This is a genomic window from Streptomyces sp. NPDC056347, from assembly GCF_042262625.1.
Lineage (GTDB): Bacteria > Actinomycetota > Actinomycetes > Streptomycetales > Streptomycetaceae > Streptomyces.
Genome location: NZ_JBHJQP010000066.1, coordinates 13,533 through 39,413, shown reverse-complemented (window position 1 = coordinate 39,413; position 25,881 = coordinate 13,533). Strand labels below are relative to the sequence as shown.

Sequence of the window (25,881 nt, the reverse complement as noted above, 5' to 3'; positions counted from 1 at the left end):
GCCGGTGCGCCGGGGGTCGTGCCGTCAAAAACAAAAATGGATCAGGGGCGGTAGATGGTGCCCGGGACCGGCTCGGCGGGCGCCATCAGCTGCGGCACCGTCACGAAGGTGTAGCCCCGCTTCTGCAACGTGTCGATGATGCCCGGCACCGCGGGCACCGTGCCCTTGTAGATGTCGTGCAGCAGGATGACGCCGTCCTTGCTCGCCTGGTCGACTATCCGCTTCTTGATCAGCGCGGAGTCGGTCGAGGAGTAGTCCTTGGCGGTGGCGCTCCACAGGATCTGGGAGAGGCCCAGGTCCTTGCTGACGTCCGAGACGATGTCGTCGGTGCGGCCCTGCGGCGGGCGCATCAGCCGCGGCTGCTTGCCGGTTATCTCCGTTATCGCGTCCTGCGTCTTCTTCAGCTCGGCGCGTATGTCGGCCGGGTCGCGGTCCGTGAGGATTTTGTGCGTCCAGGTGTGGTTGGCCACCTCATGGCCCTCGGCGGCGATCCGGCGCACGGTGTCGGGGTGCTTCTTGACGTGGTTCTTGCCCAGCAGGAAGAAGGTCGCGTGCACCTTCTTCTCCTTGAGGATGTCCAGCAGTCGCGGGGTGTCCTCGCCCGGCCCGGCGTCGAAGGTCAGCGCGATGCACTTGGCCTTGCGGCAGTCCACCGGGCCGAAGGAGCCCTTCGCGTCGGAGCCCGCGTCGGCGCGCGCCGAGGCCGGTGCCGTGGTCTGCATCGCGCAGCCGCCCAGGGTCAGCGTGAGCGCCGTCACCAGGGCTGCGGTCAACCCCTTACCGATCGACTTCGTCTTCATGGGCAAGGCGGGTCACTCCTCCGTGGCTGAACAGATGCGCGGGCGCGATGTGCCGGGTGCGCCGGAGGAGGACTATACACAGCGTGTATACGTCAAGAAGTGGCGGGGTCGGTCACCGTTCCGGGGGGACGGAATCCCTGGTCGGAGGCGTGGGGCCCGAAGCGCGGGGCGTGGAACGCCGCAGTGCCCCGGCGGGGCACCGGGGCACTGCGGCGTACGCGGGGAGGGTGCGCGTGCGGGGGTCGGCTCAGCCGTTGGCGAGGGCCTGCACGCGGTCGAGGGCACCGTTGAAGCGGTTGTGGTCGCCGACGTAGGGGCCGGACGAGGTGTACTGCCACATCGTGTAGAAGCCCCAGCCGGCCGGGAGCTCGCCGACATCACTGGCGTACCGGGCGACCCACAGCGGGTTGGTGGCGCCGAAGCTCGCGTTGTTGCCGGTGCAGTCCTTCCACCAGCTGGTCGCGGTGTAGATGACCGCGTCGCGGCCGGTGCGCGCCTTGTACGTGTTCACGAAGTCGCGGATCCAGCTGACCATGCCCGCCTGGCTCAGGCCGTAGCACTGGGCGCCGTACGGGTTCCACTCGATGTCGAGCACTCCGGGCAGCGTCTTGCCGTCGCGGGACCAGCCGCCGCCGTGGTCCACGAAGTAGTTGGCCTGGGTGGCGCCGCTCGTGGTGTTCGGGGTCGCGAAGTGGTACGAGCCCCGGATCATGCCCACGTTGTAGGAGCCGTTGTACTGCTGTGCGAAGTAGGGGTTCGTGTAGTACGTGCCCTCGGTGGCCTTCGTGTAGGCCCACTTCACGCCGCTGCCCCAGAGCGTCGACCAGGCGACGTTGCCCTGGTAGCTGGCGACGTCCACGCCCTCGGTCTGGACGGCGCGGGTGTCGCGGGGGAGTCCGGCCTCGCCGTCGTGGGCCATGACGCCCATCCCCATCGTGGCCGTACCCCTGGCGGGCTTCTTCGCGGCCGCGGCCGCGGCGTCGGTGCCGGCGGCGTTGGCGGCGCCCGGCAGGGTGAGCATGAGGGAGAGTGCCGCGAGCAGGGTCCCGGCCGCCGCGATGCGGGAGCGGCGGGAGGTCTTGGCAGTGGATCTGAGCACCGGCATGGGAGTGCCTCCGAGGACGTGGTGGGGGGACGCGCTGATCCAGGGGGCGTGGGGCACACCCCCCTGACGGCATGTAATGGTGTGAACATGCCAGGCATGACGCTACGCACGTAGACCCGTGCTGCGGAAGAGGGTCCGGGCGCCGCCGTTGGTCTACTCCTGCGAAATACTGGCGCAAGCTGCGGTGATGACCTGCGGTGAAAGAAATTTTCAACGGCCGGAAAGCTCACGAGGGGTGTTGACGTGCACGGGAGCGAAAGCGGTAGTGAACCGGGCGCGACCGGAAGGAGTGGTGTGGACCACGCATTCCTCGCGCTGGAGCGGGAGTTGGCCGTCTTTCTGCGCCGGGCGCGGGCCAATTCCGGGGAGATGGCGCGCGAGGTCCACCCCGAGCTCGAGTCCGCCGCGTACGGTCTGCTCGTCCAGCTGGAGTCGGCGGGGCCGCAGCGGGCCACCGATCTCGCGGCCTACTTCGGGGTGGGCAAGGCGACCATGAGCCGTCAGCTCCGCGCCCTGGAAACACTCGGACTGGTGGCGCGTGAGCCCGATCCGGCCGACGGCCGCGCCTTCCTCGTCCACCTCACCGCCGAAGGGCTGGACCGCTACCGCAGCGTCCGCGACGCCCGCCGCGAGCGCTACGTACGCAAGCTCGCCGACTGGGACCGTGCCGAGGTGGCCGAACTGGCCCGGCTGCTCCACCACTTGAACGCCCGCGCGGAGAACTGAGGACCGGCGCGCGGGGCGGCGGTGACCGCCCCGGCCCGCCGTCGTCACAGCACCGCGTGGACCACCGTCGCGTCGTCGTGTGTCTTGCCGCGGCCCAGCCGCACGCGCCCCGTCTCCGCGTCCGCGTCCTCCAGGGCCCTGACCCGGTCGATCAGCGACTGCGGCCCCTCCTTGCCGAGCACGCCCAGGCAGTCCGCCCAGTCGCCCTCGCGGAACAGCTCCGTCCAGCGGGACGCCCCGTCCGTCAGCGCCGCGAGCGTCCGCACCTGGTCGAGGGGGGTGCGCCCGGTGACCGCGCGGGACGCCACGGCGGGGTCGGCGGCCGCGGTGAAGAAGCCGCCCTCCTGGTTGCGCAGCCGGGTGTCGGTGAACTCCACCGAGGTCAGCGCGCCGGGCGGCAGCCGGTCCAGCCGGTCGTCGAGCACCGGGCGCACGCTCCCGTCGCGCATCCCGAGCAGCAGCGCGGAGTCCGACAGCACCAGGTGTTCGATCTCTCGCTCGTCCCACCGCGCCATCACGACCGTCGCCTGCGGGGTACGTGCGTGAGAAAGGTCACACAGGGAACGGTGCGTGTCGGCGGTGCGTCGAATGGACAGGGCGAGGATCTCCTGAAGGGTCAGATCCTGCCGCGAACCGGACAGTTCGATCAGTGCGCCGCCCAGCCGGGCCGTGAACCACGGGACCGAATGCACACAACCGTCATCGCCCCGGGGCGGAGTCACCCCGTCCAGAAGGACCAGTGTCCCGCCCCGCCCGGAAGCGGGGAGTGCGGTGGCCGCCCAGTCCTCGTTCGGGCGTTCGGGACTGCCGGGGGCCGTGGCCAGTGCGAAGAGCATGCGGCCAGTCTGCACGCTGCCTTCACCGACCCCGCACTCCCGTGTGATTGGCCTGAACCTGCGGCTCACGGTCGGTGACGGAATGGAAGATGAGGCTCCGTTGGGCGTGCGGGCGGGCATCCTGCCAAAGCCTGCGCGGAAGTTCCACCTGGCGGACCAGGTGTGGTCGAGGGCCCCTCCGGGCAGACTTGTTCGCCAACTCAGGAGTGATGTTCACTCCTTCAGGTGGCGGAGTGGTTGTTGCGTGTCCCCCTCCCAAAAGCGCTGGAATGGTCAGAAGCCGTGCCAGGGGAAGGGACGCTCGCTGCGTGTGACCGTGCGTCACCTCTGCTTCAAGGGCGGACGAGTCAAGAATGCGAGCACCGGTGCAGAAGAAGCGGCCTCGGAGCAAGGGCGATGAGCGGAACGGTTCCGGGGCGGTGTCACCGGTACCCGCCGAGAGCGGGAGCACCCGGCGGCCCGTACGGGTGAGGAGCCGGCTGGTCGCCGGAGTCGCGGTCGTCGGGGTCACCGTCATCGCGGCGGGCGCGCCCGTGATCCTCACCGCCTCCTCCGTGCTGAACGAGTCGCAGCGGCTGGTCACCCTCGCCGAGCTGAACCAGCAGGCCGTCGCCCTCGCCCACGCACTGGCGGACGAGCGGGACGACGTCACCGTCAGGATCGCCGCCGGACGCGACGGGAAGCCCGGCGAGGCCACCGGCGCGGACGAGGCGCGCAGCGCCCGGGTCGACCAGCGGGTCGAAGAGATCCGGACGGCGGCCCCCACCGCACTCCGCCGCGACCTCTCCGGCATCCCCTCCCTGCGCCGCGAAGCCCTCAGCGGCAAGGGCACGGCGCTGGAGGCCCACCAGGCGTACTCCGAGATCATCGCCAAGCTCCAGGACCTCGCCGAGGAGCTGGCCGAGAAGACCCCGCCGCGCGCCGCCGGGGCCACCCGCGCCCCGCTCGCCCTCGCGCAAGCCACCGAGCAGGCCTCGGCCACCCGCGGGCTGCTGCTCGCCGCGCTCGCGGTGCCCAGCGCGAACGTCCTCCCGCAGATCGACCCGGTGACCGGGCTGCCGGTCCAGACCCAGCCCGGTGCGAGCAGCAAGGACGACCGCACCCGCGACGAGCTGAGCGCCGCCGCCCAGCTGTCCCGGGTCCGCGAGCTCGGCGCGCTCGCCGACTTCGACCAGGCCGCCGGCGCCACCGCCCGCGAGAAGCTGGCGTCCACGGTCACCGGACCGGAGGTCACCAGCGCGGAGAAGTACCTCAACAACCTCACCGACCGCCCCGAGCTCTCGGAGAGCGACCGGTCCACCAACCGCAAGAAGGCCGAGGCGGCGCTCTCCGCGCGGATCGACCGGATGCGCAGCGTCGAATCGGCCCTCGGCACCGAGCGGACCGGCAGCCTGGAGCAGCTGCGCGACGACGACGTCACCGCGCTCGAACTGCGCATCGCGCTGCTCGGCGGCTGCCTGCTGATCGCCGTCGGCGTCTCCACCGCCGTGGCCCGCACCCTCACCCAGCCGCTCGCCGTGCTGCGGATCGGCGCCGCCCGCCTCGCCGCGGAGCCCGACACCGCCGAACCGATTCGTTACACCGGCCGCAACGACGAGTTCGCCCAGGCCGTACGGTCCCTCAACAGCCTGCACGGCAGACTCCGGGGCCTGCTGACCGAGTTCAACGGCCGCTTCGAGAACCTGGAGGGCGAACGCGGCGAGCTCATCGCCGGGCGCGAGGCCCTCGCCACCCAGCGCGCCGAACTCCAGACCGCCACCGCCGAACTCACGGCCGAGCTGGAAACGCTCAGGAACACCGTCCACCACACCTTCGTCAACCTGTCGCTGCGCACCCTTGGGCTGGTCGACCGTCAGCTGGGTGTCATCGAGGGGCTGGAGGACCGCGAGCAGGACCCGGAGCGGCTGGCCACCCTCTTCAAGCTGGACCACATGGCCACCGTCATGCGCAGGCACAGCGAGAACATGCTGGTCCTCGCGGGCGCCGAGCACGGCCACGGCCACGCGGGGCCGATCCCGCTGGTCGACGTGGCACGCGCCGCGGTCTCCGAGATCGAACGGTACGAGCGGGTCGTCATCCAGGCCCTGCCGCCGCACGCCCAGATCGCCGGTTTCGCCGCCGACGACCTGAGCCACCTGATCGCCGAACTCCTGGAGAACGCCACCGCCTTCTCGCCGCCGGAGTCCCGCATCGAGCTCTCCGGCTGGCTGCTGGAGAGCGGCGAGGTGATGCTCTCCGTGCAGGACACCGGTATCGGGATGCCCGCGGAACGGATGGCGGAGCTGAACGCCCGGCTGGCCGACCCGAAGCTCTTCGAGGTGGGCGACCGGAACGCGGAGCGGGCCGGGCTCGGTCTCCAGGTCACCGCGCTGCTGGCGGCGCGCCACGGCGTACGGGTCGAACTGCGCGAGCACACCGGCAGCGGGCTCACCGCCGTGGTCGTCCTGCCCCAGGCCCTGTTGCCGAAGGCGCCGTCGGCCGCGACCCCGCCCCCGGTGAAGACCTCCGGCGACGCCCCCACGCTGAACCTCCCGGGTTCGGTCGCCGAGGCGAACTCCAACGCGCTGCCCGCCCGCGCACCGTCGTCCGACGAGCCGAAGCCGTCGTTTGACGAGCAGCCCTCCGAGGAACGGCAGCCCGCCGCCCAGTCGCCTGTCGCGGAGCCGTCCGCCGTCCGGCAGCCCGTCACCCAGTCGCCTGTCGCGGAACCGTCCGCCGTCCGGCCGTCTGCCGTGGAGCCGCCCGCCGGGGACCGGCCCGCCGAGGACCCGCTGATCGCCGCCGCCGAGCGGGCGATCCGCGCGTCCGGCGCCGCCCAGGCCCCGGACCCCGCTCCGGCTTCCGCGGCGGCGGAGGCGGAGCCCCGGCTCCCGGTCGAGACGGAGTCCGAGGTCACCCTCCAGGTCCGCCTCCCGGTGGTCCCGAAGCCCGCGGACACCCCGCGGCCCGAGGCGGCCGACCCGTACGCCATCGGCCCCGACCGCCACGAGCGCACCCCTGACCGGGCCCAGGACCGCATCCCGGTACAGCGCACCGGGCCGGCGGCGGAAACCGCACCCGCGGCACCCGCGGCCCAGGCCGCACCGGCACCCCAGGCCGCGCCGGTCGAGCCCGCCGCACCGGTCGAGCCCGCCGCACCGGCCGGGCCCGCCGCACGCGTCACCGACAAGGGGCTGCCCAAGCGCACCCCCCGGATCACCAAGCCCACCACGACAGCCACCACCGAGCGCAAGGGGAGCCTGGACAAGGAGGCGCTGCGCCGTCGGCTCGGCGGCTTCCACCAGGGCGCGAAGGACGGCCGCCGGGACGTCGAGGCGGAGATCGCCGAAGGACTCCCGGTACACACCGAGCAGCACCGCGACGCGGCCCGCCCGGGCGGCAGCAGGACCGACCAGACGGATGAGACGGGGGACACAGTCGAGGAGGCACGCAGTTGACTGCGCCGAGCACATTCGGGCTGAGCAGCGAGGCCCGCAACCTGCAGTGGTTGCTGAGCAATCTGGTGGAGGAGGTGCCAGGGGTCCACTCGGTCACCGTCGTCTCGTCCGACGGGCTGATGCTGCTCTCCTCCGACCCCGGCCACCTGGCCACCACGAACACCGGCGGCCAGGGCGGCCCCAAGGGCTCCAGCGCCGATCTGGCGACCATCGTCTCCGGCATCGGCAGCCTCACCATCGGCGCCGCCAAACTGATGGACGGCGGCGGCGTCAAGCAGACGATGGTCGCCATGGACGAGGGCAGCGTCTTCGTTATGTCGATCAGCGACGGCTCACTACTCGGGGTGCACGCCACCCCGGACTGCGACATGAGCGTCATCGCGTACCACATGGCGCTCTTCGTCGGCCGGGCCGGACATGTACTCACCCCCGAACTCCGCAGTGAACTGCGCAAATCGATGGAGAGCACCCTGTGAAGCCCGCTGCCGAAACCGCGCCCAGGCTCCCCGTACGCGGGGGCGACCGCAGGCCCGCACGGGTCCGCCCGTACTCTCTCACCGGCGGCCGTACCCGCTTCGGTCACGTCCTGCTCGTCGAGACCTTCGTCGCCGCGCTCGACGCCCCCGAGGAGCGCCGCGAGCTGACCAACGGCAATCTGTCCGGCCGGGTCATGCCGGAGCTCCAGGCGATCGTCGAGATCTGCCGCCGGATGCGTACCGTCGCGGAGATCTCGGCCCTGCTGAAGATGCCGCTCGGCGTGGTCCGGGTGCTGCTCAGCGACCTCGCCGACCAAGGAAAGATCCGCGTGTACGGGACCGGTCACGGCACCGGCCAGCCCGACCGCGCACTGCTCGAAAGGGTGCTCAATGGACTCCGCCGTCTCTGAGTCTCCGCTCTTCGCCCCGCGTCGGCCGGGCGTCGCGGACCAGGCAGAGGAATCGCCGCAGGCCTGGCAGCTGGACCGCACCCGTGCCCCCATCGCCACGAAGATAGTGGTCGCGGGCGGCTTCGGTGTCGGCAAGACGACCTTCGTCGGGTCCGTCTCCGAGATCACCCCGCTGAAGACCGAAGCGATGATGACCCAGGCCAGCGAGGAGACCGACGACCTCTCCGCGACGCCCGACAAGGTCACCACCACCGTCGCGATGGACTTCGGCCGGATCACCCTCGACGACGACCTGGTGCTGTACGTGTTCGGCACACCGGGCCAGCAGCGCTTCTGGTTCATGTGGGACGACCTGGTGCGCGGCGCGATCGGCGCGGTCGTGATGGCCGACACCCGTCGGCTCGCCGACTGCTTCCCCGCCCTCGACTACTTCGAGAGCTGCGGACTGCCGTACGTCGTGGCCGTCAACCACTTCGAGGGGACGCCCGGGTACGAGGCCGAGGACGTACGGGAGGCCCTGACGATACCGCCGCACGTGCCTGTTGTGATCATGGACGCGCGTAACCGGATCACCGTCGTCGAGTCGCTGCTGGCCCTCGTGGGCCACGCCCTCGACGCCACCCCCGCCTAAGGGCCGTCCCGTTGGACTTCCCAGACACCCAGCACGGAGAACCGCGATGCGGAAGATACTCATAGTCGGAGCAGGTCAGTCCGGCCTCCAGCTCGCCCTCGGACTCCAGTCCAAGGGGTACGACGTCACCCTCATGTCCAACCGCACCGCCGACGAGATCCGCTCCGGCCGGGTCATGTCCACGCAGTGCATGTTCCACACCGCACTCCAGTACGAGCGGGACTACCAGCTCAACTTCTGGGAGTCCCAGGCCCCGCGCATCGAGGGCCTCGGTGTCTCGGTCGCGGCGCCGGACTCCTCACGCGCCGTCGACTGGGTCGGCAAGCTGGACGGCTTCGCCCAGTCCGTCGACCAGCGGGTGAAGATGGCCGGCTGGATGGAGACGTTCGCCCAGCGCGGCGGGCAGCTCGTCATCCACGGCGCGGCCGTCTCCGACCTGGACTACTTCTCCCGCACCTACGACCTGGTGCTGGTCTCCGCGGGCAAGGGCGAGCTGGTCTCCATGTTCGGCCGGGACGCCTCCCGTTCGCCGTTCGACGCCCCGCAGCGCGCCCTGGCCGTCGCGTACGTCCACGGCATGGGCCCGCGCCCGGAGCACCCCGAGTTCGACGCGGTCCGCTGCAACCTGGTCCCCGGCGTCGGTGAACTCTTCGTGATGCCGACCCTGACCAACTCCGGACGCGCCGACATCCTCTTCTGGGAAGGCGTCCCGGGCGGCCCGGTCGACGTCTTCCAGGGCATCAAGGACCCCGCCGAGCACCTGGAGACGACCCTGGCGCTGATGGAGAAGTTCCTCCCCTGGGAGTACGCCCGCGCCACCAAGGTCGAACTGACCGACGCCAACGGCACCCTGGCGGGCCGCTATGCCCCGACCGTCCGCAAGCCGATCGGCCGGCTGCCCGGCGGCGGTCTGGTGCTCGGCGTCGCGGACGTCGTCGTCGCCAACGACCCGATCACCGGCCAGGGCTCCAACTCGGCCTCCAAGTGCGCCAACGCCTACCTCGACTCGATCGTCGAGCACGGCGACCGCGAGTTCGACGAGGAGTGGATGCAGGCCACGTTCGACCGCTACTGGGACACCGCCCAGCACGTCGTGAAGTGGACCAACGCCATGCTCGGCGTACCGCCGGAGCACGTGCTGAACCTGATCGGCGCCGCCGGCCAGCTCCAGCCGGTCGCCGACCGCTTCGCCAACGGCTTCAACAACCCGGCGGACTTCGAGAACTTCTTCTTCGACCCGGAGAAGACCAACGCCTACCTCGCCGAGGCCTCGGGCGCCGCGTAGGCGTCCGACCTGCGAAGCAGCGGTCAACGTTGGTGAACGTGGGCCGTCCGTGGCCCCCCTCGGACGGCCCACAGGCGGCCCGGCCGCCGGCCCCGAGGGGCGGCCCTGACAGCGTCACGGGTGAGTGACGCCGGCCCGCACACGATCGCTCAGTCCAATGGTTCCATCTGATGCTGTGTGTGGTGTGATAGGTCCGCTCGTTCAGAGGGCGTTGAGATCGGCACGCACGTCTGCTGCGGCTGGCGTAAGCCAGAAGCAACTAAACGAGAATGGCCACTTCCCCGAGTAAAACACCAGGTCAAAAAGGGTTGTCCCCGCGCCTGCGGGGGTGGTCCGGGAGCCGCTGGCCGTAAGACCGCTGCCCAGGCGTTGTCCCCGCGCCTGCGGGGGTGGTCCGAGAGGCGACGGCAGTTGCTCCGCTGAGGACTGGTTGTCCCCGCGGGCGCGGGGGTGGCGCCCGGAGGGAAGAGGAGAACGGGCCGTCTTTGGCGGACGGCCTTCGGGCGCCGCGCCGAGAGCTCCCGGAGCCATCCAGTGGCGGCAGAGGGCATCGGTGCGTGAGGGCATCCGGACCCGCGATCGGGCGGGGCAGGAGCTGGGCGGTGCCGGACTGCCAGTGAAGCCACTGGGTCGCCCCGCCCTTGGCGGTGATCCTGCCCCCTTGCCCAGCGGGTGCGGGTCCTCCACGTTCGGGCACAGCGCCTCGTCGGCCCGCGCGGCCGACTCGTAGAGCATCTTCCACCGCGTCTTCTTTCTCCACTACCCGCTGCTCGTCGCGTCGACTGCAGAGGGCAACCTGGCACTCGGTTCCCCGCTCGATGCAGCATCCCGGCAGGGTCGTGGTGGAGCAGGTCACGGGAACGCGCCGTTTGCGCCACGCATCCTTACCAGTGCACCAAGAGGTGTGAGCCGCACAGCCCTCGACAGACGAAGTGAGCACCACCATGAGCGCGTCCCCGGTCATTGCCTCAGTGCCCGATACGAGCGGAAGATCCTGGGCCCACGCAACGGCGTCGGCATTCGCCGGAGGAGTCTCTCTCGGCGTCCTGACCAATCTGCTCCAGGGCTGGCTTCCCGGTGCCTGGAACCAGATCGCCAACTCCGGTGCGGTCTGGTCCGTCGCCGCGTTCGTCGCAGGCGCGCTGCTGGCCCGGAAGGTCGGCTTGCCCGCGGCCGCCGTTGCGGGCCTGTTCGCCGAGTCCGGTCTTGTCGTCGGCTACTACGGCTATGCGGAGGTCGCGCGCGACGGCATGGGCTCTCTGTTCGCTCCCCTCGTCTGGCTCGGCATGGCGTGCGTCGCCGGCCCGCTCTTCGGGGTGGCGGGCTTTGGGTGGCGAGGCATCAGCCCACGTCACCGCATCATCGGCCTTGCCGCCCTGGCGGGCGTTTTCGGCACGGAAGCCATCCACTACGCCTGGGTTCTGCACTACGCCTCCCAGGCATGGGCCTGCCTCGCCGTTCTGGTTCTTGTGCCCCTGCTCATGGGCCGCACCCACAGAGAACGCGCGCTGACCCTCCTGACCGCCATTCCCTTTTCCCTACTGGCCTACCTCGTCTTCTACGAACTGATCCTGACGACGCTCCTCGGCTGAGAGTGCATGGGCGACGGGGAGTGGCAGCAGCGCGGGCGCCCGAAGCCGTCCCGGTGTCACCCCGGCTTCTCTCGCCCAGGATCCTGGAGCCGCGCAAGGTACTCCTGGGCGGACGGCTCGGCGCCGTGGCGGCGCACCACATCGGCTACGAGGTCCCGGCTTGTCGTGATGGGCGAGGAAACCGGCTGCTCCCTGACGGTGCGTCCGCTGCCGGATCCCGTGCGGCGCGCGCCGGTCCTCCTGCCGAGCGGTTTTCCGCAGGCGGAGACGGTCGCCGCCTTCGCGACCGACCGGGTACGCGAGGACCGGGCCCGGCCCTGGCCCCGCCGCCGTTCCGACGCTCCGACGTTCCGGCGGCCTCAGCGCCTCAGCGTCTCGGGGCCGACGAGGAGCCGTATCCCGTGTGCGAGCCCGAGGAGGCGCCCGAGGGGAGCCTCGGCGGCCGGTACTTGGACAGCGGGGCGCCGCCCGGGTCGGGGCGTACCGCGCCCAGCAGCGGGTTCGATCCCATCGGTGACACCTTCACCCGCGAGCCCGGCCGGGGCGCCTGCACCACCAGTCCCTTGCCGAGGTACAGCGCCACATGAGTGGCCTTCGGGAAGTAGATCACCAGGTCCCCCGGGCGCAGCGCGTTCACCGGGACCTTCCGCAACTGTCGCCACTGTTCCTGCGAGGTCCTCGGGATGGGCCGACCCGCCTTCGCCCAGGCCCGCGAGGTGAGCCCCGAGCAGTCGAAGGAGTTCGGGCCCTGTGCGCCCCATACGTACGGCTTGCCGATCTGCTTGATCGCGTATGCCACCGCGCGGCGGCCCGCCGCGGACGGCCGCCCGGTGGATGAGAGCGCGCCCGAGGCGGCCAGGGCGTGCTGTGCCTGCGTCGTCTCGCGCTGCTCCAGCCGGGACAGTGCGCCGAGCTGGCTGCCGGAGAGCGAGGCCAGCATCGTCTCGACGTCCTTGAGCCGGGACCGGACCGCGTCCCGCTGCTTCTTCCGCGTCGACACCAGCGTCTGCTGCCGGTCCAGCGCCGCGCGGGACTCGGCGGCCAGCCGGTCGGCGCGCTTCTCGACGCCGGTGAGCCGCTGCACGGCCGCCGTCCGCACGGCCGCCGCGCGCCGGATCAGATGCTCCTGGTCCAGGAGGCCCTCGGGGTTCCGGGACATCAGCAGTTGCAGATACGCGGAGAAGTCGGACCGGCCCTGGTACTGCTCCCGGGCCAGCCGCCCCACCGCGTCGCGGCTGTCGGCCAGCGCGGTCCGGGCGGTGACGAGCGCGGCGTCGAGCTTCTTCACCTGCGCCTTGCGCTGCTTCAGCTCCGCCACGGTCCCGTTGTACGCCTCGGCGGCCTCCTCGGCCTGCTGGTACAACTGCCGTAGTTCTGAGAGTAGTTGGGCGACACTCTTGCTTTTCGGGGCGACCGGCACGGGGGCGGCGACGGCCGCCGGTGCGAGGACGACCGCGGCCAGGGCCGCGGCACAGACCGTACGGGAGACTCCACCTGGCATGACACACCTCCGGCAACGGGGCGATCATGGGACTACCCCATAACTGAGCGCAACGAGACAATACGGTCACTCGATGTCGGGGGATGCAAGAACCGTGGCGCGTGGCGGCGGGCGGATTCGCCCGGAAGGCCGTGGGGCGGGACAGCTCAAGTGCGGTGGTCCAGCGGCCTGCAGGGGTGGAGTGGTCCAGGGGGGGGCGGCGAAGGAGCGGAGGGCGGGGCGCGGGGGTGGACGAGGCTGTGTCATCCCCGGTTTCGGAACTTTTCAGAGGTGGCGGCCATGCCTCCGGCGTCGGGTGTCCGGGGTTCGGCAGAGGCGTTTGCCGCCCTGCGCCTCGTGTCGGTGAGGGGAGCGCGACGTGGCCGTGCAGGGCGGTGAGAATGCCGAGGTGTGTGCGGCCGAGATGGTGAGGAAGGTCGCCGAGGGCGGGCCGATCGCATGCTGGCCGTTACGTTGGTGCGCGGCGGTACTGCTGTTCGGCTCCAAGCCTTCCGGGCCGATTCGGGCGTCCTCCGAAAGGTTTCTGTCCACCGTGGTCGTCGGCACATACGCCCTGTCCGGAACGAGCGACGTGATCGGATGGCACCCGCCCATGGGGTGACGTACGGTTCCGGCCGGTGCGGTCCGCCGTCCCGGTCGCGTCGCGCGTGCGTCCGCGACCGGGACTGGTTCTCAGTCGACCGGGAAGGCGTAGAAGACGTGGCCGCGCTGGACCACGGCCGTGCGGGCGGCGGGAAGCACCCGGTACGGGGCGGTCACCGTGGGGCCCTTGGGATCCTGGGCGCCGATGTCCTGGAACTTCCACAGCCGTCGCCCGTCCGCCGAGGCGAACGCGGTGACCTGGGAGGCGTCCGCGGCCAGCAGCGTCCCGCCGCCCGCGCTGAGGGTGACGGCGGGGGCCGCGGTGCCGATGGCCGCCTCCGTCGAGCGCCGCCAGCGCAGCCGCCCGGTCTCCCGCTCGACGGCGCCGACCTCCTGGTTGCGGCTGGTGGTGTGCAGCACCGTCCCGGCGACCACGGGGGTGCCGAACGGGGCCCCGCCGGTGCCGTTCAGCGTCCACTTCGGCTTGCCGTCCGGGGTCTCGAACGCCTGGAGGGCGTCGCCCACCGCCGCGTACAGCAGCCCCCGGTCGTCGCCCGCGGCCGCCGCGTCCGGTACGACCGAGCCGAACGCCCGGCCCCACTGCGGTTTCCCGGTCCTCCGCTCGTAGCTCCGGAAGACCGCCTTGCCCTTGGCGGCCTTGACCTGGCCGGGGGCGAGCGTGGCGGCGGTCTGGCGCACCACCACGCCGTCCTTGCGGACCGCGACGAGCTGGTGGACGGGGGTGGCGGCGCCGCGCCCGGCGGGTACCGGGGTCCGCCACAGCTGGGTGCGGCGGGCGAGGTCGTAGCCGAACAGGTACGCCTTGACGACCTGCTGGTCCTTGCCGCGCTTCTTGCCCTTCTTCGGCGGCGGGGCCTTGACCGTGACGGTCTCCGTGGCGGTGAACCAGAGTTCCGTGCCCGACGCGCCGACGACCGACGGGCCGGCGAGCGTCGGCGTCCCGGGGGAGAGGTCGGCCAGGGCCGCCCGGTGCACGGTCTTCCCGTCCTTCGGCGACAGCCAGAGGAACGCGGACGGGGTCGCCACGAAGCAGAAGTCCTGCCCGGCGTCCGGTACGGCCCGGCCGCCGACGGCTTCCTTGTTCTCCCAGACCCGGCGTCCGGTCCGCAGATCGACGGCGGTCGCGCCGGTCCGGCCGGTCAGCACCAGCAGCCGCTCGTTCCAGACGGTGGCGGCGAGCGACGCCGCGTCCGCCGCCGGATGCGTGTACACCCAGCGCGGCTGCGGCGGCAGGCCCGCGACGGCCGGGCCGCCGTGGCTCGGCGAGGGCCCGGCGCCGTCGTCGGTGCTCCCGCCGTCGCCGCCGGTCAGCGCGAGCGCGCCGCCCCCGCCGACGAGCAGCCCGGCGGCCCCGGCGGCGAGCCCGATGAACAGGCTCCGCCGCCCAACGGTGGTGGTGGCGGGGGAAGCCGTGGTCGTGGCGGCCGGGTGGCCGAGGGGGACCGGCAGCGGCCGCGGGTCCGCGGCGACCGGTTGCGCGGGCACGGCGGGCAGCGCGGTGGTGCCCGGCGTCACGGGCGGTACGGGCGGTACGGGGGAGAGCCCGGCGGGCAGCGCCGGTCCGGACCCCGGGGACGGCGGCAGGGCGGGGCGGCCGGTCAGTTCGTGCGGGACGGCCAGCTGGGTCGTGGGCCGGTCCGCCGCCGGGGCCCGGCGCGCGATGTCGCCGAGCTGGGCGGTCCGGGTGTCCGCGGGCGGCATCGCGGCGGGCACGGGCGCCTCCGCGGCCTCCGGTACCCCGGCGGGCACGGCCGCCTCCGGCACCTCCGGCGCCTCGAACGGCTCACCGGCCGTGACCACCTCCCGTACGCGCACCCCCTGCTCCGCCACCGCGGCCGCCACCGACTCCGGCAGCCAGCCGCCCTCCGCCAGCCCCGCCGCGCCCTCGGGGGCCAGCTCCGCGGCGACCTCGTCGGCGCTCGGCCGGGCGGCCGGGTCCTTCTCCAGGCAGCGGCCGACCAGGCCGCGCAACTCCTCGGGAACCGCGCCCAGTTCGGCGGCCGTACGCGCGATCCGTTCGGCGCCCTCGGCGGCCGGTCCCGCGGCGAGCGGAGTTGTCCCGGTCGCCGCGTACGCGAGCAGCAGGCCCAGCACGAAGAGGTCCGAGGCCGGTCCGGGCTCCTCGCCCGCCACCTGCTCCGGCGTCAGATAGCCGAGCCGTACCGACAGCTGGCCGCCCGGCCGTGCCTCCGCGTCGGCCGCCGCGCCCAGCGGGCCGAACGCCACGAGCCGGGGCCCGTCCCCGGCCAGCAGCACCGTGTGCGGGGCCAGCCCCTGGAGCACCGCCCCGGTGGCGTGCACCCGCGCCAGGGTCTCGGCGAGCCCCGCGCCCAGGACCCGTACGGCCCGCTCGGGCAGCGGCCCGGCCGTACCGATGACCTCCGCCAGGGTCAGCGCCGGCAGATACGGGGCGGCCGTCCACTGCAACTCGTCGCCCTCGCCGCCCGGGCCGTCCGGCGACGGCTGGACCCAGCGCCCGGCCAGCCGCTCCGCGGTACGGGCCTCCGCCTGGAAACGGCGCCGGAAGGCGGGCAGCGAGGCGAGTCCGGTACGGGCCGCGGCGACCACCACCGCGTCGTCCGAAGCCGCCGCGCGCGCGAGGTACAGCACACTGCCCGCGGTCTCGCGCAACCGCGCGAGCACGGTGTACGGGCCGAAGCGGCGTGGATCGTCCTGACGCAGCGCCTCCATGGCGCACCCCCTCGCTGACCGTCCCTGGGCACCAGAGCGTCGATCCTAGGGGGTCGCGACGCCCGTGCCCGCGACCGGGCCCGTCAGGTGGGCCTGGACCAGGGCCACTTGGGAGCGTGCCGCACCCGGCCCTCGGGGGCGTACTCGTACACCCAGCCGCGCTGGATGCCCAGCCGCCTGGTGTGACCGGCCGGGACCCTGCGGTACGCGTACACCGTGGCGGGCCCGCCGTCGGCGGACGGCACCGGGACCTCGTACCACTTGGGCGGGTGGCCGGTCGGGCCGACCAGCACGGGCAGCACCCGGCCGTCCAGGGGGCCGCCGGTGAAGGCGGTGTTCTCGCTTCGCACCGCCCCAGTCTGACCGATGGGCCCGCACGCGGCCGCGGTCGGCCCGCCGAGTCCGGAAGCGGGCGGCCCGCCTGCCCGTCGGCCGGTCTGCCCGTCTGCCGGTCCCGGACGGCGGACGGCCCGGCCGGTCGGCCGTCTCGACCGGTCAGCCGGTCCGGCCGGTCACCGGCCGGACCCGGGCAGCAGGTGGTCCGCCCCGCCGAGCACCGGGACCAGCCGCCCGGCCAGACGGCCCGCCGGACCGTCGGCCCGCTCCAGCGGCAGCAGCGCCGCCACCACCTCCGCGGTCTGCGCGTCGCTCGACGCGGTCACGGCCAGCAGCACCATCAGCTGGTCGATCAGCCAGTCCCGCAGCTCGTCCGGGGCGGGCCGCTTCCCCTCGTCCAGCCAGATCAGGGACGCCGCCTCGACCGCCGCGATCCAGGTCCGCACCATCATCCGCAGCCGCGGACCCGGCTCGGACCGCTCGCCCAGATGGCGCAGGATCTCCTCGGCGGCCGCCCGCCGCACCTCGTCCACGATCGCCGACGTGCGCGAGGTCTCCACGACGCTGCCGCCGCGCAGCAGCGCGCTGAACCCCGTGTCGTGCTCGTCCACGAAGGCGAGATAGCGGTCCAGCACCCGCGCCACCCGCTCGGTCGGCGGCCCCGCCGGCGGCTCGGCGAAGCACAGGACCAGTTCCTCGGCGGCCGAGCGCAGCGCCGCCTCGTACAACTGCTGCCGCCCGCCCGGGAAGTAGCGGTAGACGAGCGGGCGGGACACCCCGGCGACGCTCGCGACCTCGTCGAGCGAGACCTCGTCGGGGGCCCGGTGGGCGAAGAGGGTGAGGGCCGCGCCGAGCAGCTGGGCGCGGCGCTCCTCGACACTGAGCCTTCGGTACGCACGGGCCGGCGACGCGGCGGCGGCAGGGGTCATGGACCGAAGCCTACGACGCTGACCGGGACAGGCCCCGACCCGTTCAGGCCAGCAGACCGGAACGCTTCCACAACCTGCGCCCCACTCCGTTCAGCACGCCGATGTCCTCGAAGAAGTCCGTCAGCCGCTTCGCACCCGACTGCATGACCTCGGCGCGGTGGCCGCTCGCCCGCACCTGGGCGACGGCCTCCCGGCGGTCCAGGCCGACGTGCTCGTACACCTGCGGGTTGATGAAGCAGACGGAGAAGACGCGGGCCGCCTCCCCGCAGCTCAGCCGGGTCAGCCGGCGCTCCCAGGAGGGGGCGGTCACCATCTGGCGGCGCAGCTCCTCGCGGGCGTAGCGGACATGCCGCGCCTCCTCGACCACATGGATGCGGGTCACGCCCCGCACGAGCGTCTGGACGCGCTCGTCGGGGAAGGTCAGCCGCTGCATCCAGTCCAGGATCTCCTCGCCCAGCAGGGTCGCGGCGAACGAACCCGGGGTGGTGGAGACGGTCTTCAGCACCCGGGCGAGGTTGTGGTAGACGCGCGGTACGGGGTAGTCGGGCGAGCCGCCCCACGTGATCATGCGGCCGAACATCATCGAGTGGCGGCACTCGTCGGCGATCTCGGTGAGCGCGTAGCGGACGTGATTGCTGGTCACCGGCCGGTCGTAGATGTGCCGGACGAGCAGCTGCATCAGGATGATCTCGAACCAGATGCCCAGCGAGGCGAGCGAGGCCGCCTCGTGGCGGGAGAGCTCGATCCGCTGCTCCTCGGACATCCGCCGCCACAGCGGGGTGTCGTAGAGCGAGACGAGCTCGGGCGGCCAGAACCACTTGCCCTCCTCGACCGGCGCGTCCCAGTCCAGCTCCTTGTCCGGGTCGAAGGAGTGCCTGGCCGAGGATTCGAGGAGCCGCGCGGCGACCTGTTCGCGGTCCCGGAGCGGTCCGAGCGCGTCGCGGAGCAGTTGGACGTCGGCTTCGGTGACGGGGGTCATGCTGGGGCACCTCGCAATGGGGTTACCGGCGGTCATCCCTTATGAGACTCCCAGTCAGCAAGGCCGTCAATCCCTTCCGCGCGACTTGTTGACCCGGCGTCTACCAACGTGTGAACCTGCCAACTGAGTTAATCGCCAGGGGAATTGCCGCGAACCGCGAGGCGAAGGAGCCGTCCGTGTCGACACACGACCTCTACACCACTGCCCCCGGGGCACCGCTGTGGGAGGTGCCCGCCTCCGGCGCCGCCCGCTTCAGCTGGGACTACGACGACGGCCGCGAACGCCTCCTCGCCCTGTACCAGAAGGGCAAGGACAAGCAGTGGGACGGCAACAAGCGCATCGACTGGTCCCTGGAGGTCGACCCGGAGGACCCGCTGGGCACTCCCGACGAGGCCCTCACCCTGTACGGCACCCCGCACTGGGACAAGATGACCGAGAAGGACCGCGGCCGGCTGCGCAGGCACTACACCTCCTGGCAGTTCAGCCAGTTCCTCCACGGCGAGCAGGGCGCCATGGTCTGCGCCGCCCGGATCGTCGAGTCCGTCCCCGACCTGGACGCCAAGTTCTACTCCGCGACCCAGGCCATGGACGAGGCCCGGCACGCGGAGGTGTACGGCAGGTTCCTGCACGAGAAGGTCGGGATGCTCTACCCGATCAACGACAACCTCCAGGCGCTGCTCGGCGACACCCTGCGCGACTCCCGCTGGGACATGCCCTACCTCGGCATGCAGGTCCTCATCGAGGGCCTCGCGCTGGCCGCGTTCGGCATGATCCGCGACACCACCACCAAGGCACTGCCCAAGCAGATACTGGCGTACGTCATGCAGGACGAGGCCCGGCACGTCGCGTTCGGGCGGATGGCGCTGCGTGACTACTACAAGCAGCTGAGCGACGCCGAACGGCGCGAGCGCGAGGACTTCGTCATCGAGGGCTGCTACCTGATGCGCGACCGGCTCAGCGGCGTGGAGGTGCTGGAGAACTTCGGCATCGGCAAGCAGGAGGCCAAGGAGCTGTCCGAGCACTCGGAGTTCCTCCAGCTCTTCCGGAAGCTGCTGTTCAGCCGGATAGTGCCGTGCGTCAAGGACATCGGACTGTGGGGCGAACGGCTCCAGAAGGCGTACGTCGACATGGGCGTCCTCGAACTCGGCGACTCCAACCTGGACCTCCTGATGGCCCAGGACGAGGAGATAGCCGAACAGCTGGACCGGGACCGCTTCGCCGCGGAGGAGCAGGCCAGGGTCGCCGAGGTCGAGGAGGCGATAGCCCAGGGCGGGGGCGCGTAGGGCCGGCCTTCGCGCCACCGTCCGCAGCTCACCGGCCGTCGCGCCGCCGTCCGCTGTCTGCCGTCCGCAGCTCGCCGTCCGCAGCTCGCCGTCCGCAGCTCGCCGTCTGCCGTCCGCCGTCCGCCGTCCGCCGGGCGACGGACGACGGACGGCGCGAAGGCCGGGAAGACGGGCCCGGCGTCAGAGGCGTACGGCGGGCAGGGCGCGCTCCACCGCGCGCGCCGCCGCGAGCAGCTCCGCGTCCGCCCCGCGCTCGGCGACCAGCTGGAGCCCCACCGGGCAGCCGTCCGGCGTGAATCCGGCCGGCACACTGGCGGCGGGATGCCCGCTCAGGTTGAACGCCCAGGTCAGCGCGGTCGAGTAGGTGGCCCCGGGGCCGTCGTGGCCGTGCGGGCGGTTCGGCGTGGTCGGGGTCAGCAGCAACGGGGTACGGGCGAACAGCGCGTCGAGCACCGCGTCGTTCGCCCGCCGCACCTCCTCGCCGCCCGGCGACACCGCCCCGCCCCGGACCGACAGCCACGCCTCCTGGGGGTCGAGCAGCGGGCACCCGCCGTCCACCAGCCGCACCACCCCGGCCGCCGCCAGTCGCCGCACCGCCCGCCCGACCACCGCCGCGACCTCCGGGTCGACCTCCGCGTACCCCAGATCCGGGCTGAACACGGCCGCCACCGGACCCGTCGGCGCCTCCGGCACCGCCACGTCCAGCACATGGCGGGCGAAGACCCCGGCCCCCGCCGCCGAGCGGGCCAGCACCCCGGCGGAGGCCAGCCCCGTGCGGTCCGGCGACGGCAGCAGGCCGTTCGTCGTCTTCAGCCCGAACACCCCGCACCACGCCGCCGGAATCCGCACCGACCCGGCCCCGTCGCCGCCGGTCGCCAGATCCACCAGGCCCGCCGCCACGGCGGCCGCCGCGCCCGCCGACGAACCGCCCGGGGTACGGTCGGCCCGCCACGGGTTGACCGTACGGCCCAGGGCGCCCTGCCCCCAGGTCTGCCAGGGGGTGCCGGGACCGGGCACCGAGGTCGAGCCGACCGGCACCGCCCCGGCCCCGGCCAGCCGCCGCGCCGCGTACGCGCGCACACCCGCGCGGCCCTTGACCGCGAACGGCATCCCGGCCAGCGGCAGCCCGCGGGCCGCCTCCGCCCCGGCGCGCGCCCGCTCGGGCCACACCTCGAGGAACGCGCACAGCCGGGGGTCCTCCCGGCCGATGCGCTCCAGGGCCTGCCCCACCGCGTCCGCCCGATGCGTCATCGGGTCAGTCTTTCAGGGCCGCCACCATCACGGAACGGGCGATCGGGGCCGCGCTGCCGCCCCCGCTGATGTCCGCCCGGTCCGCCGCCGCGTCCTCGACCACCACGGCGACCGCCACGGCCGGACGCGCCGCGCCGGGCGCCTGGGCCCAGGAGATGAACCAGGCGTACGGCAGGCCGGAGTTGTCCACACCGTGCTGTGCGGTGCCGGTCTTGCCGCCGACCGTCACTCCGGGGATCGCGGCGTTGGTACCGGTGCCGTTCTCCACCACGTCGACCATCATCCGCCGCAGCTGCATCGCCGTACCCGGGTTCATCGCCCGGTGGTAGGAGCGGGGGCCGTTGCGGCTGACCGTCGAGTCGTCGTGCGTGGTCGTGCGGTCCACCAGGTACGGGTGCATCAGTTCGCCGCCGTTGGCCACGGCGGACGCCACCATCGCCATCTGGAGCGGGGTGGCGGTGGTGTCGAACTGCCCGATCGACGACAGCGCCAGCTGGTCCTTGCTCATCCGGGTGTCGAAATTGCTCTTCGCGACCCCCGAGGGAATCCGCAGTCCGGTGTCGTCGAAGCCGAAGTTCCGCGCCGCCTCCACCATGCCGTCGAGCCCCACCCGCACCCCCAGGTCCGCCATCACGGTGTTGCAGGAGATCCGGATCGCCTCGGCGAGCGAGGCCCGCTCGCAGCCGCGCGCCTCGTTGGGCAGCGTGGTCGTGGTGCCCGGCAGCACGTACGGGGACGGGGTGCCGGTGTCCGCGTCGGGATCGGTGACGACCCGGGCGTCCAGCGCCGCGGCCGCCGTCACGATCTTGAAGGTGGAGCCCGGCGGATAGGTCTGCCGGATCGCCCGGTTGAGCATCGGCCGGCTCTTCGACGCGTTCAGCCGCGCCCAGGCCCCGGTGACCGCGGGCCCGGTGCCGGAGAGCAGCCCGGGGTCGTACGAGGGCGTCGAGACCAGCGCCAGGATCTTCCCGGTCGCCGGTTCCAGGGCGGCGACCGCGCCCCGCCGCCCGCCGAGCCCCGTGTACGCGGCCCGCTGCACCGCGTCCACGACGGTGGTGACGACCCGGCCGCCGGGCTGCTGGGCGCGGGTGATGTCGTTCCAGAGGGGGAGCGGGGCGAGCATCGGGTCGGTGCCGGAGAGCAGAGGGTCCTCGGCGTACTCCAGCAGGGTCGTGCCGTACGTCTGCGAGGCGTATCCCGTCACCGGCGCGTACAGCGGCCCGTCGCGGTAGGTGCGCTCGTACGCGAGCTGCTCGCCGGTGTTCTTCGAGCCGGTGACGGATCTGCCGCTCACCACGATGTCGCCGCGCGGCTGGTCGTAACGGGCGATCGTGAGGCGGCGGTTGGCGGGGTTGTGGTCGAGCTCGTCGGCGTCCAGGACCTGGATGCGGGCGGCGTTCAGCAGCAGTGCCACCAGCAGCACCAGCAGGAGTCCGGCGGCCCGCCGGATGTAGCGGATCACCGTCCGCCCTCCTCGGCCCGCGCGACGATCCCGGTCTCCACGGCGTCCGGCCGCGGTCTGCGGGCCTGGTCGCTGACCCGGATCAGCAGCGCCACGATGATCCAGTTGGTGACCACGGAGGAGCCGCCCTGGGCGAGGAACGGCATCGCCATGCCGGTCAGCGGGATCAGCCCCATCACCCCGCCCGCGATCACGAAGACCTGGAGCGCCAGGATCGAGGCCAGACCGATCGCCAGCAGCCGCCCGAACGGGTCGCGCAGGGCGAGCCCGGCCCGGTAGCCGCGGGCCACCAGCAGCGCGTACAGCAGGAAGACCGCGGTCAGCCCGGTCAGCCCCAGCTCCTCGCCCGCCGTCGCCAGGATGAAGTCGGACTTGGCGGCGAAACCGATCAGGATCGAGTGGCCGAGCCCCAGCCCCGTGCCGAGCATCCCGCCCGCCGCGAACGCGAACAGCGACTGGGCCAGCTGGCCGGGGCCCTGGCCGGCGTCGATGGAGGCGAACGGGGAGAGCCAGTCCTGCACCCGGCTGTGCACATGCGGTTCGAAGGAGCCGACGACGAACGCGCCGACCGCGGCGAGCAGCAGCCCCACCGCGATCCATCCGGTCCGGCCGGTCGCCACGTACAGCATGATCACGAAGAGGCCGAAGAAGAGCAGCGAGGTGCCCAGGTCCCGCTCCAGGACCAGGACGCCGACACTGAACAGCCAGATCGCCACGATCGGGCCGAGCACCCGGCCGGTGGGCAGCTGGAGCCGCCACACCCGGCGGCCGGTGTAGGCGAGCGCGTTGCTGTTCGCGGCGAGGTACGCGGCGAAGAACACGGCGAGCAGGATCTTCGCGAACTCGCCGGGCTGGAAGGAGAATCCGCCCACCCGGATCCAGATCTTGGCGCCGTTCACCGCGGGGAAGAAGATCGGCACGATCATCAGGACCAGCGCGGCGGCCACCGAGAGGTACGCGTACCGCTGGAGCACCCGGTGGTCGCGCAGGACGACGACCACCGCGATGAACAGCGTCACCCCGAGGGTGGACCAGATCAGCTGGGTGGGCGCCGCCTGGTCCTTCGGCGTCTCCAGGTCGAGCCGGTAGATCAGCACCAGACCGAGCCCGTTGAGCAGGACGGCGATGGGCAGCAGCAGCGGATCGGCGCAGGGGGCGCGGAAACGGACCGCGAGATGGGCGAGCAGGGCCAGCAGGCCCAGTCCCGCCCCGTACCCGGCCGCGTCGGGCGGGACCGCGCCGTTCTTCGCCAGGCCGACGGAGACGTATCCGAAGACCGGGATCAGGACGGCCCCGACGAGCAGCAGCAGCTCGACCCCGCGCCGCTCGGACAGGCGTAGCGCGGGCGGAGGGCCGTCCGCCGTCGTTGCGGTCATGCCGGGAAACGTAGCAAGAGCCGGGGCGTATTTCCCTTATGCCGTATCGGGTATGTCCGAAGAGCGGCGGGCGGACGACGCCCCGTCACCCCCCGGGCGGGGGGTTTGGGGAAGGGTCCGGCGCCCGGTGCGGGGGCAGGGCCACCCGGGCGACCGCCCCGCCGTCCGGGGCGTTGCCGAACTCCAGCCGGGCGCCGATCACCGCGGCCTGCCCGGCGGCGATGGTCAGCCCGAGGCCGTGCCCCTTGCCGCCGCCCCCGGTACGGAAGCGGCGCGGCCCGTCGGCCAGCAGATAGCCGGGGAGCCCGGGGCCGTGGTCGCGCACGGTCACCACCGGCCCGTCGACCGTCGCCACCACCGGGGGCCCGCCGTGCCGGTGCGCGTTGGCGATCAGATTGCCCAGCACCCGCTCCAGCCGCCGCAGATCGGTCTCGACGTGCACCGGCGGTCCGTCCGTCGACCCCACCACCCGGACCTCGGTCCGCGTTCCCGAGGCGCGCACCACCCGCTCGACCAGCGGCAGCAGCTCGTACACCCCGAGATCGACGTGCTCCGTACCGGCGTCCAGCCGGGAGATCTCCAGCAGGTCCTCGGTCAGTGTCCGCATGGTGCGCACCCGGTCCCGCACCAGCTCGGAGGGGCGTCCCGGCGGCAGCAGCTCGGCGGCGGCGGACAGACCGGTCAGTGGGGTGCGCAGCTCGTGCGCCACGTCGGCGGTGAAGCGCTGCTCGGCCAGGAGTTTGCGCTGGAGCGTGGCGGCCATCGTGTCGAGCGCCCCGGCGACCGTCGCGACCTCGTCCTGCGGGCGCGAGGGGTCCGCCGTGCGCGGGTCGCCGACCCGGGCGTCGAGATCGCCCGCGCTGATCCGGCGGGCCACCCGCGCCGTCTGGTGCAGCCGCCGGGTGACCCGGGTGACCGCGAACGCCCCGACCAGCAGGGTCGCGCAGATGGCCAGCACCGAGGAGCCGGCGATCGCCCCGTCGAGGCTCTCGATGGTGCGGGCGCTCTGCCCGTAGTCCACCTGGGTCGCCAGCGCCCGCCCGTCGGCCGGGGCCGCCGCCCACATCACCGGCTTCCCGTCCCGGTCGCCGACCAGCGTGCCGCGCCCGCCGCCCGCGGCCAGGGAACGCAGCGGGGCAGGCAGGCCCGGGGGATCGAGCCCGGAGCCCGGCGGCAGCGCCTCGCCGACCTCGTAGGCGGAGGTCACGTCGGCCAGCCGGGACAGCGCCTTGTCCCTGGCCTGGCCGACGGTGCGACGGGTCACCTCGGTGTGCACCAGGGCGCCCAGCAGCGCGGCCAGCGCGCAGCACATCACCGTGATGAACAGGCCCGATTTCCACGCGAGCGTCGCGGTCCACGCGGGCGGACGCGGCCGTCTCATCGCCGCCCCGCGGGGGCCTCGGCGAGCGGGGCGGGGGAGGAGGAGGCCGGGGAGGGCCGGGGCGCCGGCGGCGGGGACGACGGCATCCGCTGGATCTCCTCCCGCGCGGGCAGCATCGCGTGCTGGCTGCCGTCCCACGTCCAGGAGGTGCGGTACTCGTACCCCGGGATCGCCGACGGCGCCCGCACGATCAGGTCCCGGCCCGCGAGCTCGACGCTGATCACCGCGTCCGAGGTGGACATGATGCGGGTCAGCACGCCGTCCCGGGCCGTGTAGGCCCGCACCGAGAGCTGGCCGCCGGACAGCCGGACGCCGAGCACCAGGTCCTCGCGGCCGTCACCGGTCAGATCGCGGTAGTACGGCCGCAGCACCGGGCAGGAAGCGGGCTCGGTGCCGCAGGCGTTGATCCGCCGTACGGTGTCGGCGGGCAGCACGGCCGCGCCGCTGGCCCGGTCGGGCCGGGCCGCGAGACCGGCCCGTACCACCGCCACCGGGTCCAGCCGGTGGACGTCGTCGCCCGGCACCACGATGCCCGGGATGCGTGCGGTCTCGCCCTCGCCGTAGTCCGTCGGGGCGGCCGAGGCGACCGGCAGCCCGGGCCAGAGCCGTACGGGCCCGATGGCGGCCGGGACCGCGCCGGCGCTCCGCAGCCCGCCGTCGTCGCCGCACCCGGCCAGCAGTGCCGCACCGGCGACGGCCCCGAGAGCCGCCGCCGCACGGCAGCGCAGCCGACTCATGACTCCCTCCCTTCCGGTGGCCGGATTCCACGACTGTATTCGGAAGGAAGTCAG

22 protein-coding genes are annotated in these 25,881 nt (G+C 72.8%); 9 read left to right on the top strand and 13 right to left on the bottom strand.

The annotated features are described in order from the left end of the window. Positions 1-41: 41 nt before the first annotated feature. Together ACFCV8_RS17480 and ACFCV8_RS17475 are read right to left on the bottom strand one after the other, a co-directional pair. Entirely contained in the window at positions 42-800 is a 759-nt protein-coding gene (locus ACFCV8_RS17480; RefSeq protein ID WP_376686225.1) for a polysaccharide deacetylase family protein, read from the bottom strand. A gap of 247 nt (positions 801-1,047) precedes the next feature. Then, positions 1,048-1,905, bottom strand: coding sequence for a lysozyme (locus tag ACFCV8_RS17475; protein WP_376686223.1), 858 nt, complete (start codon positions 1,903-1,905; stop codon positions 1,048-1,050). 243 nt (positions 1,906-2,148) lie between these two features. On the opposite strand from ACFCV8_RS17475, the gene ACFCV8_RS17470 reads away from it, so the two are divergent. After that, on the top strand, positions 2,149-2,631 hold the full coding sequence (locus tag ACFCV8_RS17470) for a MarR family winged helix-turn-helix transcriptional regulator (RefSeq protein WP_376686222.1): 483 nt from the start codon (positions 2,149-2,151) through the stop codon (positions 2,629-2,631). A 44-nt stretch (positions 2,632-2,675) separates the two neighbouring features. On the opposite strand, the gene ACFCV8_RS17465 is transcribed toward ACFCV8_RS17470, so the two are convergent. Next, positions 2,676-3,467 carry a hypothetical protein gene (locus tag ACFCV8_RS17465; RefSeq protein WP_376686221.1) on the bottom strand — a complete coding sequence of 264 codons (792 nt, stop codon included), beginning with the start codon at positions 3,465-3,467 and terminating at the stop codon, positions 2,676-2,678. 365 nt (positions 3,468-3,832) lie between these two features. Between ACFCV8_RS17465 and ACFCV8_RS17460 the strand changes: the two genes are divergently transcribed. The 6 genes from ACFCV8_RS17460 (at position 3,833) to ACFCV8_RS17435 (ending at position 11,298) form a co-directional block, all read left to right on the top strand. After that, positions 3,833-6,904 (top strand): nitrate- and nitrite sensing domain-containing protein, encoded by a 3,072-nt coding sequence (locus tag ACFCV8_RS17460; protein ID WP_376686224.1) that lies wholly within the window; start codon positions 3,833-3,835, stop codon positions 6,902-6,904. Then, the gene (locus ACFCV8_RS17455; RefSeq protein ID WP_376686220.1) at positions 6,901-7,380 is read left to right on the top strand and encodes a roadblock/LC7 domain-containing protein; all 480 of its coding nucleotides are present in this window, start codon (positions 6,901-6,903) and stop codon (positions 7,378-7,380) included. The genes ACFCV8_RS17460 and ACFCV8_RS17455 overlap by 4 nt, the downstream gene beginning before the upstream one ends. Next, the gene (locus ACFCV8_RS17450; RefSeq protein WP_376686219.1) at positions 7,377-7,790 is read left to right on the top strand and encodes a DUF742 domain-containing protein; all 414 of its coding nucleotides are present in this window, start codon (positions 7,377-7,379) and stop codon (positions 7,788-7,790) included. The genes ACFCV8_RS17455 and ACFCV8_RS17450 overlap by 4 nt, the downstream gene beginning before the upstream one ends. Further along, positions 7,771-8,421 (top strand): ATP/GTP-binding protein, encoded by a 651-nt coding sequence (locus ACFCV8_RS17445; RefSeq protein WP_376686218.1) that lies wholly within the window; start codon positions 7,771-7,773, stop codon positions 8,419-8,421. The genes ACFCV8_RS17450 and ACFCV8_RS17445 overlap by 20 nt, the downstream gene beginning before the upstream one ends. A gap of 46 nt (positions 8,422-8,467) precedes the next feature. Beyond that, on the top strand, positions 8,468-9,706 hold the full coding sequence (locus ACFCV8_RS17440) for a styrene monooxygenase/indole monooxygenase family protein (RefSeq protein ID WP_376686217.1): 1,239 nt from the start codon (positions 8,468-8,470) through the stop codon (positions 9,704-9,706). A 932-nt stretch (positions 9,707-10,638) separates the two neighbouring features. Then, positions 10,639-11,298: a DUF6518 family protein gene (locus ACFCV8_RS17435; RefSeq protein ID WP_376686216.1), complete on the top strand. Its 660-nt coding sequence runs from the start codon at positions 10,639-10,641 to the stop codon at positions 11,296-11,298. 367 nt (positions 11,299-11,665) lie between these two features. Here ACFCV8_RS17435 and ACFCV8_RS17430 read toward each other — a convergent pair whose 3' ends face one another. Then, entirely contained in the window at positions 11,666-12,799 is a 1,134-nt protein-coding gene (locus tag ACFCV8_RS17430) for an NlpC/P60 family protein (RefSeq protein ID WP_376686215.1), read from the bottom strand. 358 nt (positions 12,800-13,157) lie between these two features. On the opposite strand from ACFCV8_RS17430, the gene ACFCV8_RS17425 reads away from it, so the two are divergent. Next, positions 13,158-13,400, top strand: coding sequence for a hypothetical protein (locus ACFCV8_RS17425; protein ID WP_376686214.1), 243 nt, complete (start codon positions 13,158-13,160; stop codon positions 13,398-13,400). A gap of 71 nt (positions 13,401-13,471) precedes the next feature. Here the strand turns inward: ACFCV8_RS17425 and ACFCV8_RS17420 are convergent, their stop codons facing one another. The 4 genes from ACFCV8_RS17420 to ACFCV8_RS17405 all read right to left on the bottom strand — a co-directional run bounded on the left by ACFCV8_RS17420 (position 13,472) and on the right by ACFCV8_RS17405 (position 18,337). Beyond that, the gene (locus tag ACFCV8_RS17420; protein ID WP_376686213.1) at positions 13,472-16,093 is read right to left on the bottom strand and encodes a PQQ-binding-like beta-propeller repeat protein; all 2,622 of its coding nucleotides are present in this window, start codon (positions 16,091-16,093) and stop codon (positions 13,472-13,474) included. Positions 16,094-16,176: 83 nt separating this feature from the next. Beyond that, on the bottom strand, positions 16,177-16,443 hold the full coding sequence (locus tag ACFCV8_RS17415; protein ID WP_376686212.1) for a hypothetical protein: 267 nt from the start codon (positions 16,441-16,443) through the stop codon (positions 16,177-16,179). Between the two features lie 162 nt (positions 16,444-16,605). Continuing rightward, positions 16,606-17,358 carry a TetR/AcrR family transcriptional regulator gene (locus ACFCV8_RS17410; RefSeq protein ID WP_376686211.1) on the bottom strand — a complete coding sequence of 251 codons (753 nt, stop codon included), beginning with the start codon at positions 17,356-17,358 and terminating at the stop codon, positions 16,606-16,608. A gap of 43 nt (positions 17,359-17,401) precedes the next feature. Next, the gene (locus tag ACFCV8_RS17405) at positions 17,402-18,337 is read right to left on the bottom strand and encodes a diiron oxygenase (protein WP_376686210.1); all 936 of its coding nucleotides are present in this window, start codon (positions 18,335-18,337) and stop codon (positions 17,402-17,404) included. Between the two features lie 176 nt (positions 18,338-18,513). Between ACFCV8_RS17405 and ACFCV8_RS17400 the strand changes: the two genes are divergently transcribed. Continuing rightward, complete coding sequence (locus ACFCV8_RS17400) at positions 18,514-19,620, top strand: ferritin-like domain-containing protein (protein ID WP_376686209.1); 1,107 nt, start codon at positions 18,514-18,516, stop codon at positions 19,618-19,620. Positions 19,621-19,800: 180 nt separating this feature from the next. On the opposite strand, the gene ACFCV8_RS17395 is transcribed toward ACFCV8_RS17400, so the two are convergent. From ACFCV8_RS17395 to ACFCV8_RS17375, 5 genes are all read right to left on the bottom strand, one after another. Continuing rightward, positions 19,801-20,871 (bottom strand): amidase family protein, encoded by a 1,071-nt coding sequence (locus ACFCV8_RS17395; RefSeq protein ID WP_376686208.1) that lies wholly within the window; start codon positions 20,869-20,871, stop codon positions 19,801-19,803. A 4-nt stretch (positions 20,872-20,875) separates the two neighbouring features. After that, positions 20,876-22,333, bottom strand: a complete 1,458-nt coding sequence (locus ACFCV8_RS17390) for a penicillin-binding transpeptidase domain-containing protein (protein ID WP_376686207.1) — start codon at positions 22,331-22,333, stop codon at positions 20,876-20,878. Beyond that, on the bottom strand, positions 22,330-23,709 hold the full coding sequence (locus tag ACFCV8_RS17385) for an FtsW/RodA/SpoVE family cell cycle protein (protein ID WP_376686206.1): 1,380 nt from the start codon (positions 23,707-23,709) through the stop codon (positions 22,330-22,332). The genes ACFCV8_RS17390 and ACFCV8_RS17385 overlap by 4 nt, the downstream gene beginning before the upstream one ends. Before the next feature lie 85 nt (positions 23,710-23,794). Continuing rightward, positions 23,795-25,090 (bottom strand): histidine kinase dimerization/phospho-acceptor domain-containing protein, encoded by a 1,296-nt coding sequence (locus ACFCV8_RS17380; RefSeq protein ID WP_376686205.1) that lies wholly within the window; start codon positions 25,088-25,090, stop codon positions 23,795-23,797. Next, the gene (locus tag ACFCV8_RS17375) at positions 25,087-25,827 is read right to left on the bottom strand and encodes a hypothetical protein (RefSeq protein WP_376686204.1); all 741 of its coding nucleotides are present in this window, start codon (positions 25,825-25,827) and stop codon (positions 25,087-25,089) included. Before ACFCV8_RS17375 ends, ACFCV8_RS17380 begins: the two co-directional genes overlap by 4 nt. Between the last annotated feature and the right edge of the window lie 54 nt (positions 25,828-25,881).

Bases quoted from the DNA above. Each gene is read 5' to 3' on its own strand.
- ACFCV8_RS17480 (WP_376686225.1), bottom strand. From the start codon at position 800: ATGAAGACGAAGTCGATCGGTAAGGGGTTGACCGCAGCCCTGGTGACG.
- ACFCV8_RS17475 (WP_376686223.1), bottom strand. From the start codon at position 1,905: ATGCCGGTGCTCAGATCCACTGCCAAGACCTCCCGCCGCTCCCGCATC.
- ACFCV8_RS17465 (WP_376686221.1), bottom strand. From the start codon at position 3,467: ATGCTCTTCGCACTGGCCACGGCCCCCGGCAGTCCCGAACGCCCGAAC.
- ACFCV8_RS17445 (WP_376686218.1), top strand. From the start codon at position 7,771: ATGGACTCCGCCGTCTCTGAGTCTCCGCTCTTCGCCCCGCGTCGGCCG.
- ACFCV8_RS17440 (WP_376686217.1), top strand. From the start codon at position 8,468: ATGCGGAAGATACTCATAGTCGGAGCAGGTCAGTCCGGCCTCCAGCTC.
- ACFCV8_RS17430 (WP_376686215.1), bottom strand. From the start codon at position 12,799: ATGCCAGGTGGAGTCTCCCGTACGGTCTGTGCCGCGGCCCTGGCCGCG.
- ACFCV8_RS17420 (WP_376686213.1), bottom strand. From the start codon at position 16,093: ATGGAGGCGCTGCGTCAGGACGATCCACGCCGCTTCGGCCCGTACACC.
- ACFCV8_RS17410 (WP_376686211.1), bottom strand. From the start codon at position 17,358: ATGACCCCTGCCGCCGCCGCGTCGCCGGCCCGTGCGTACCGAAGGCTC.
- ACFCV8_RS17405 (WP_376686210.1), bottom strand. From the start codon at position 18,337: ATGACCCCCGTCACCGAAGCCGACGTCCAACTGCTCCGCGACGCGCTC.
- ACFCV8_RS17395 (WP_376686208.1), bottom strand. From the start codon at position 20,871: ATGACGCATCGGGCGGACGCGGTGGGGCAGGCCCTGGAGCGCATCGGC.
- ACFCV8_RS17385 (WP_376686206.1), bottom strand. From the start codon at position 23,709: ATGACCGCAACGACGGCGGACGGCCCTCCGCCCGCGCTACGCCTGTCC.
- ACFCV8_RS17380 (WP_376686205.1), bottom strand. From the start codon at position 25,090: ATGAGACGGCCGCGTCCGCCCGCGTGGACCGCGACGCTCGCGTGGAAA.
- ACFCV8_RS17375 (WP_376686204.1), bottom strand. From the start codon at position 25,827: ATGAGTCGGCTGCGCTGCCGTGCGGCGGCGGCTCTCGGGGCCGTCGCC.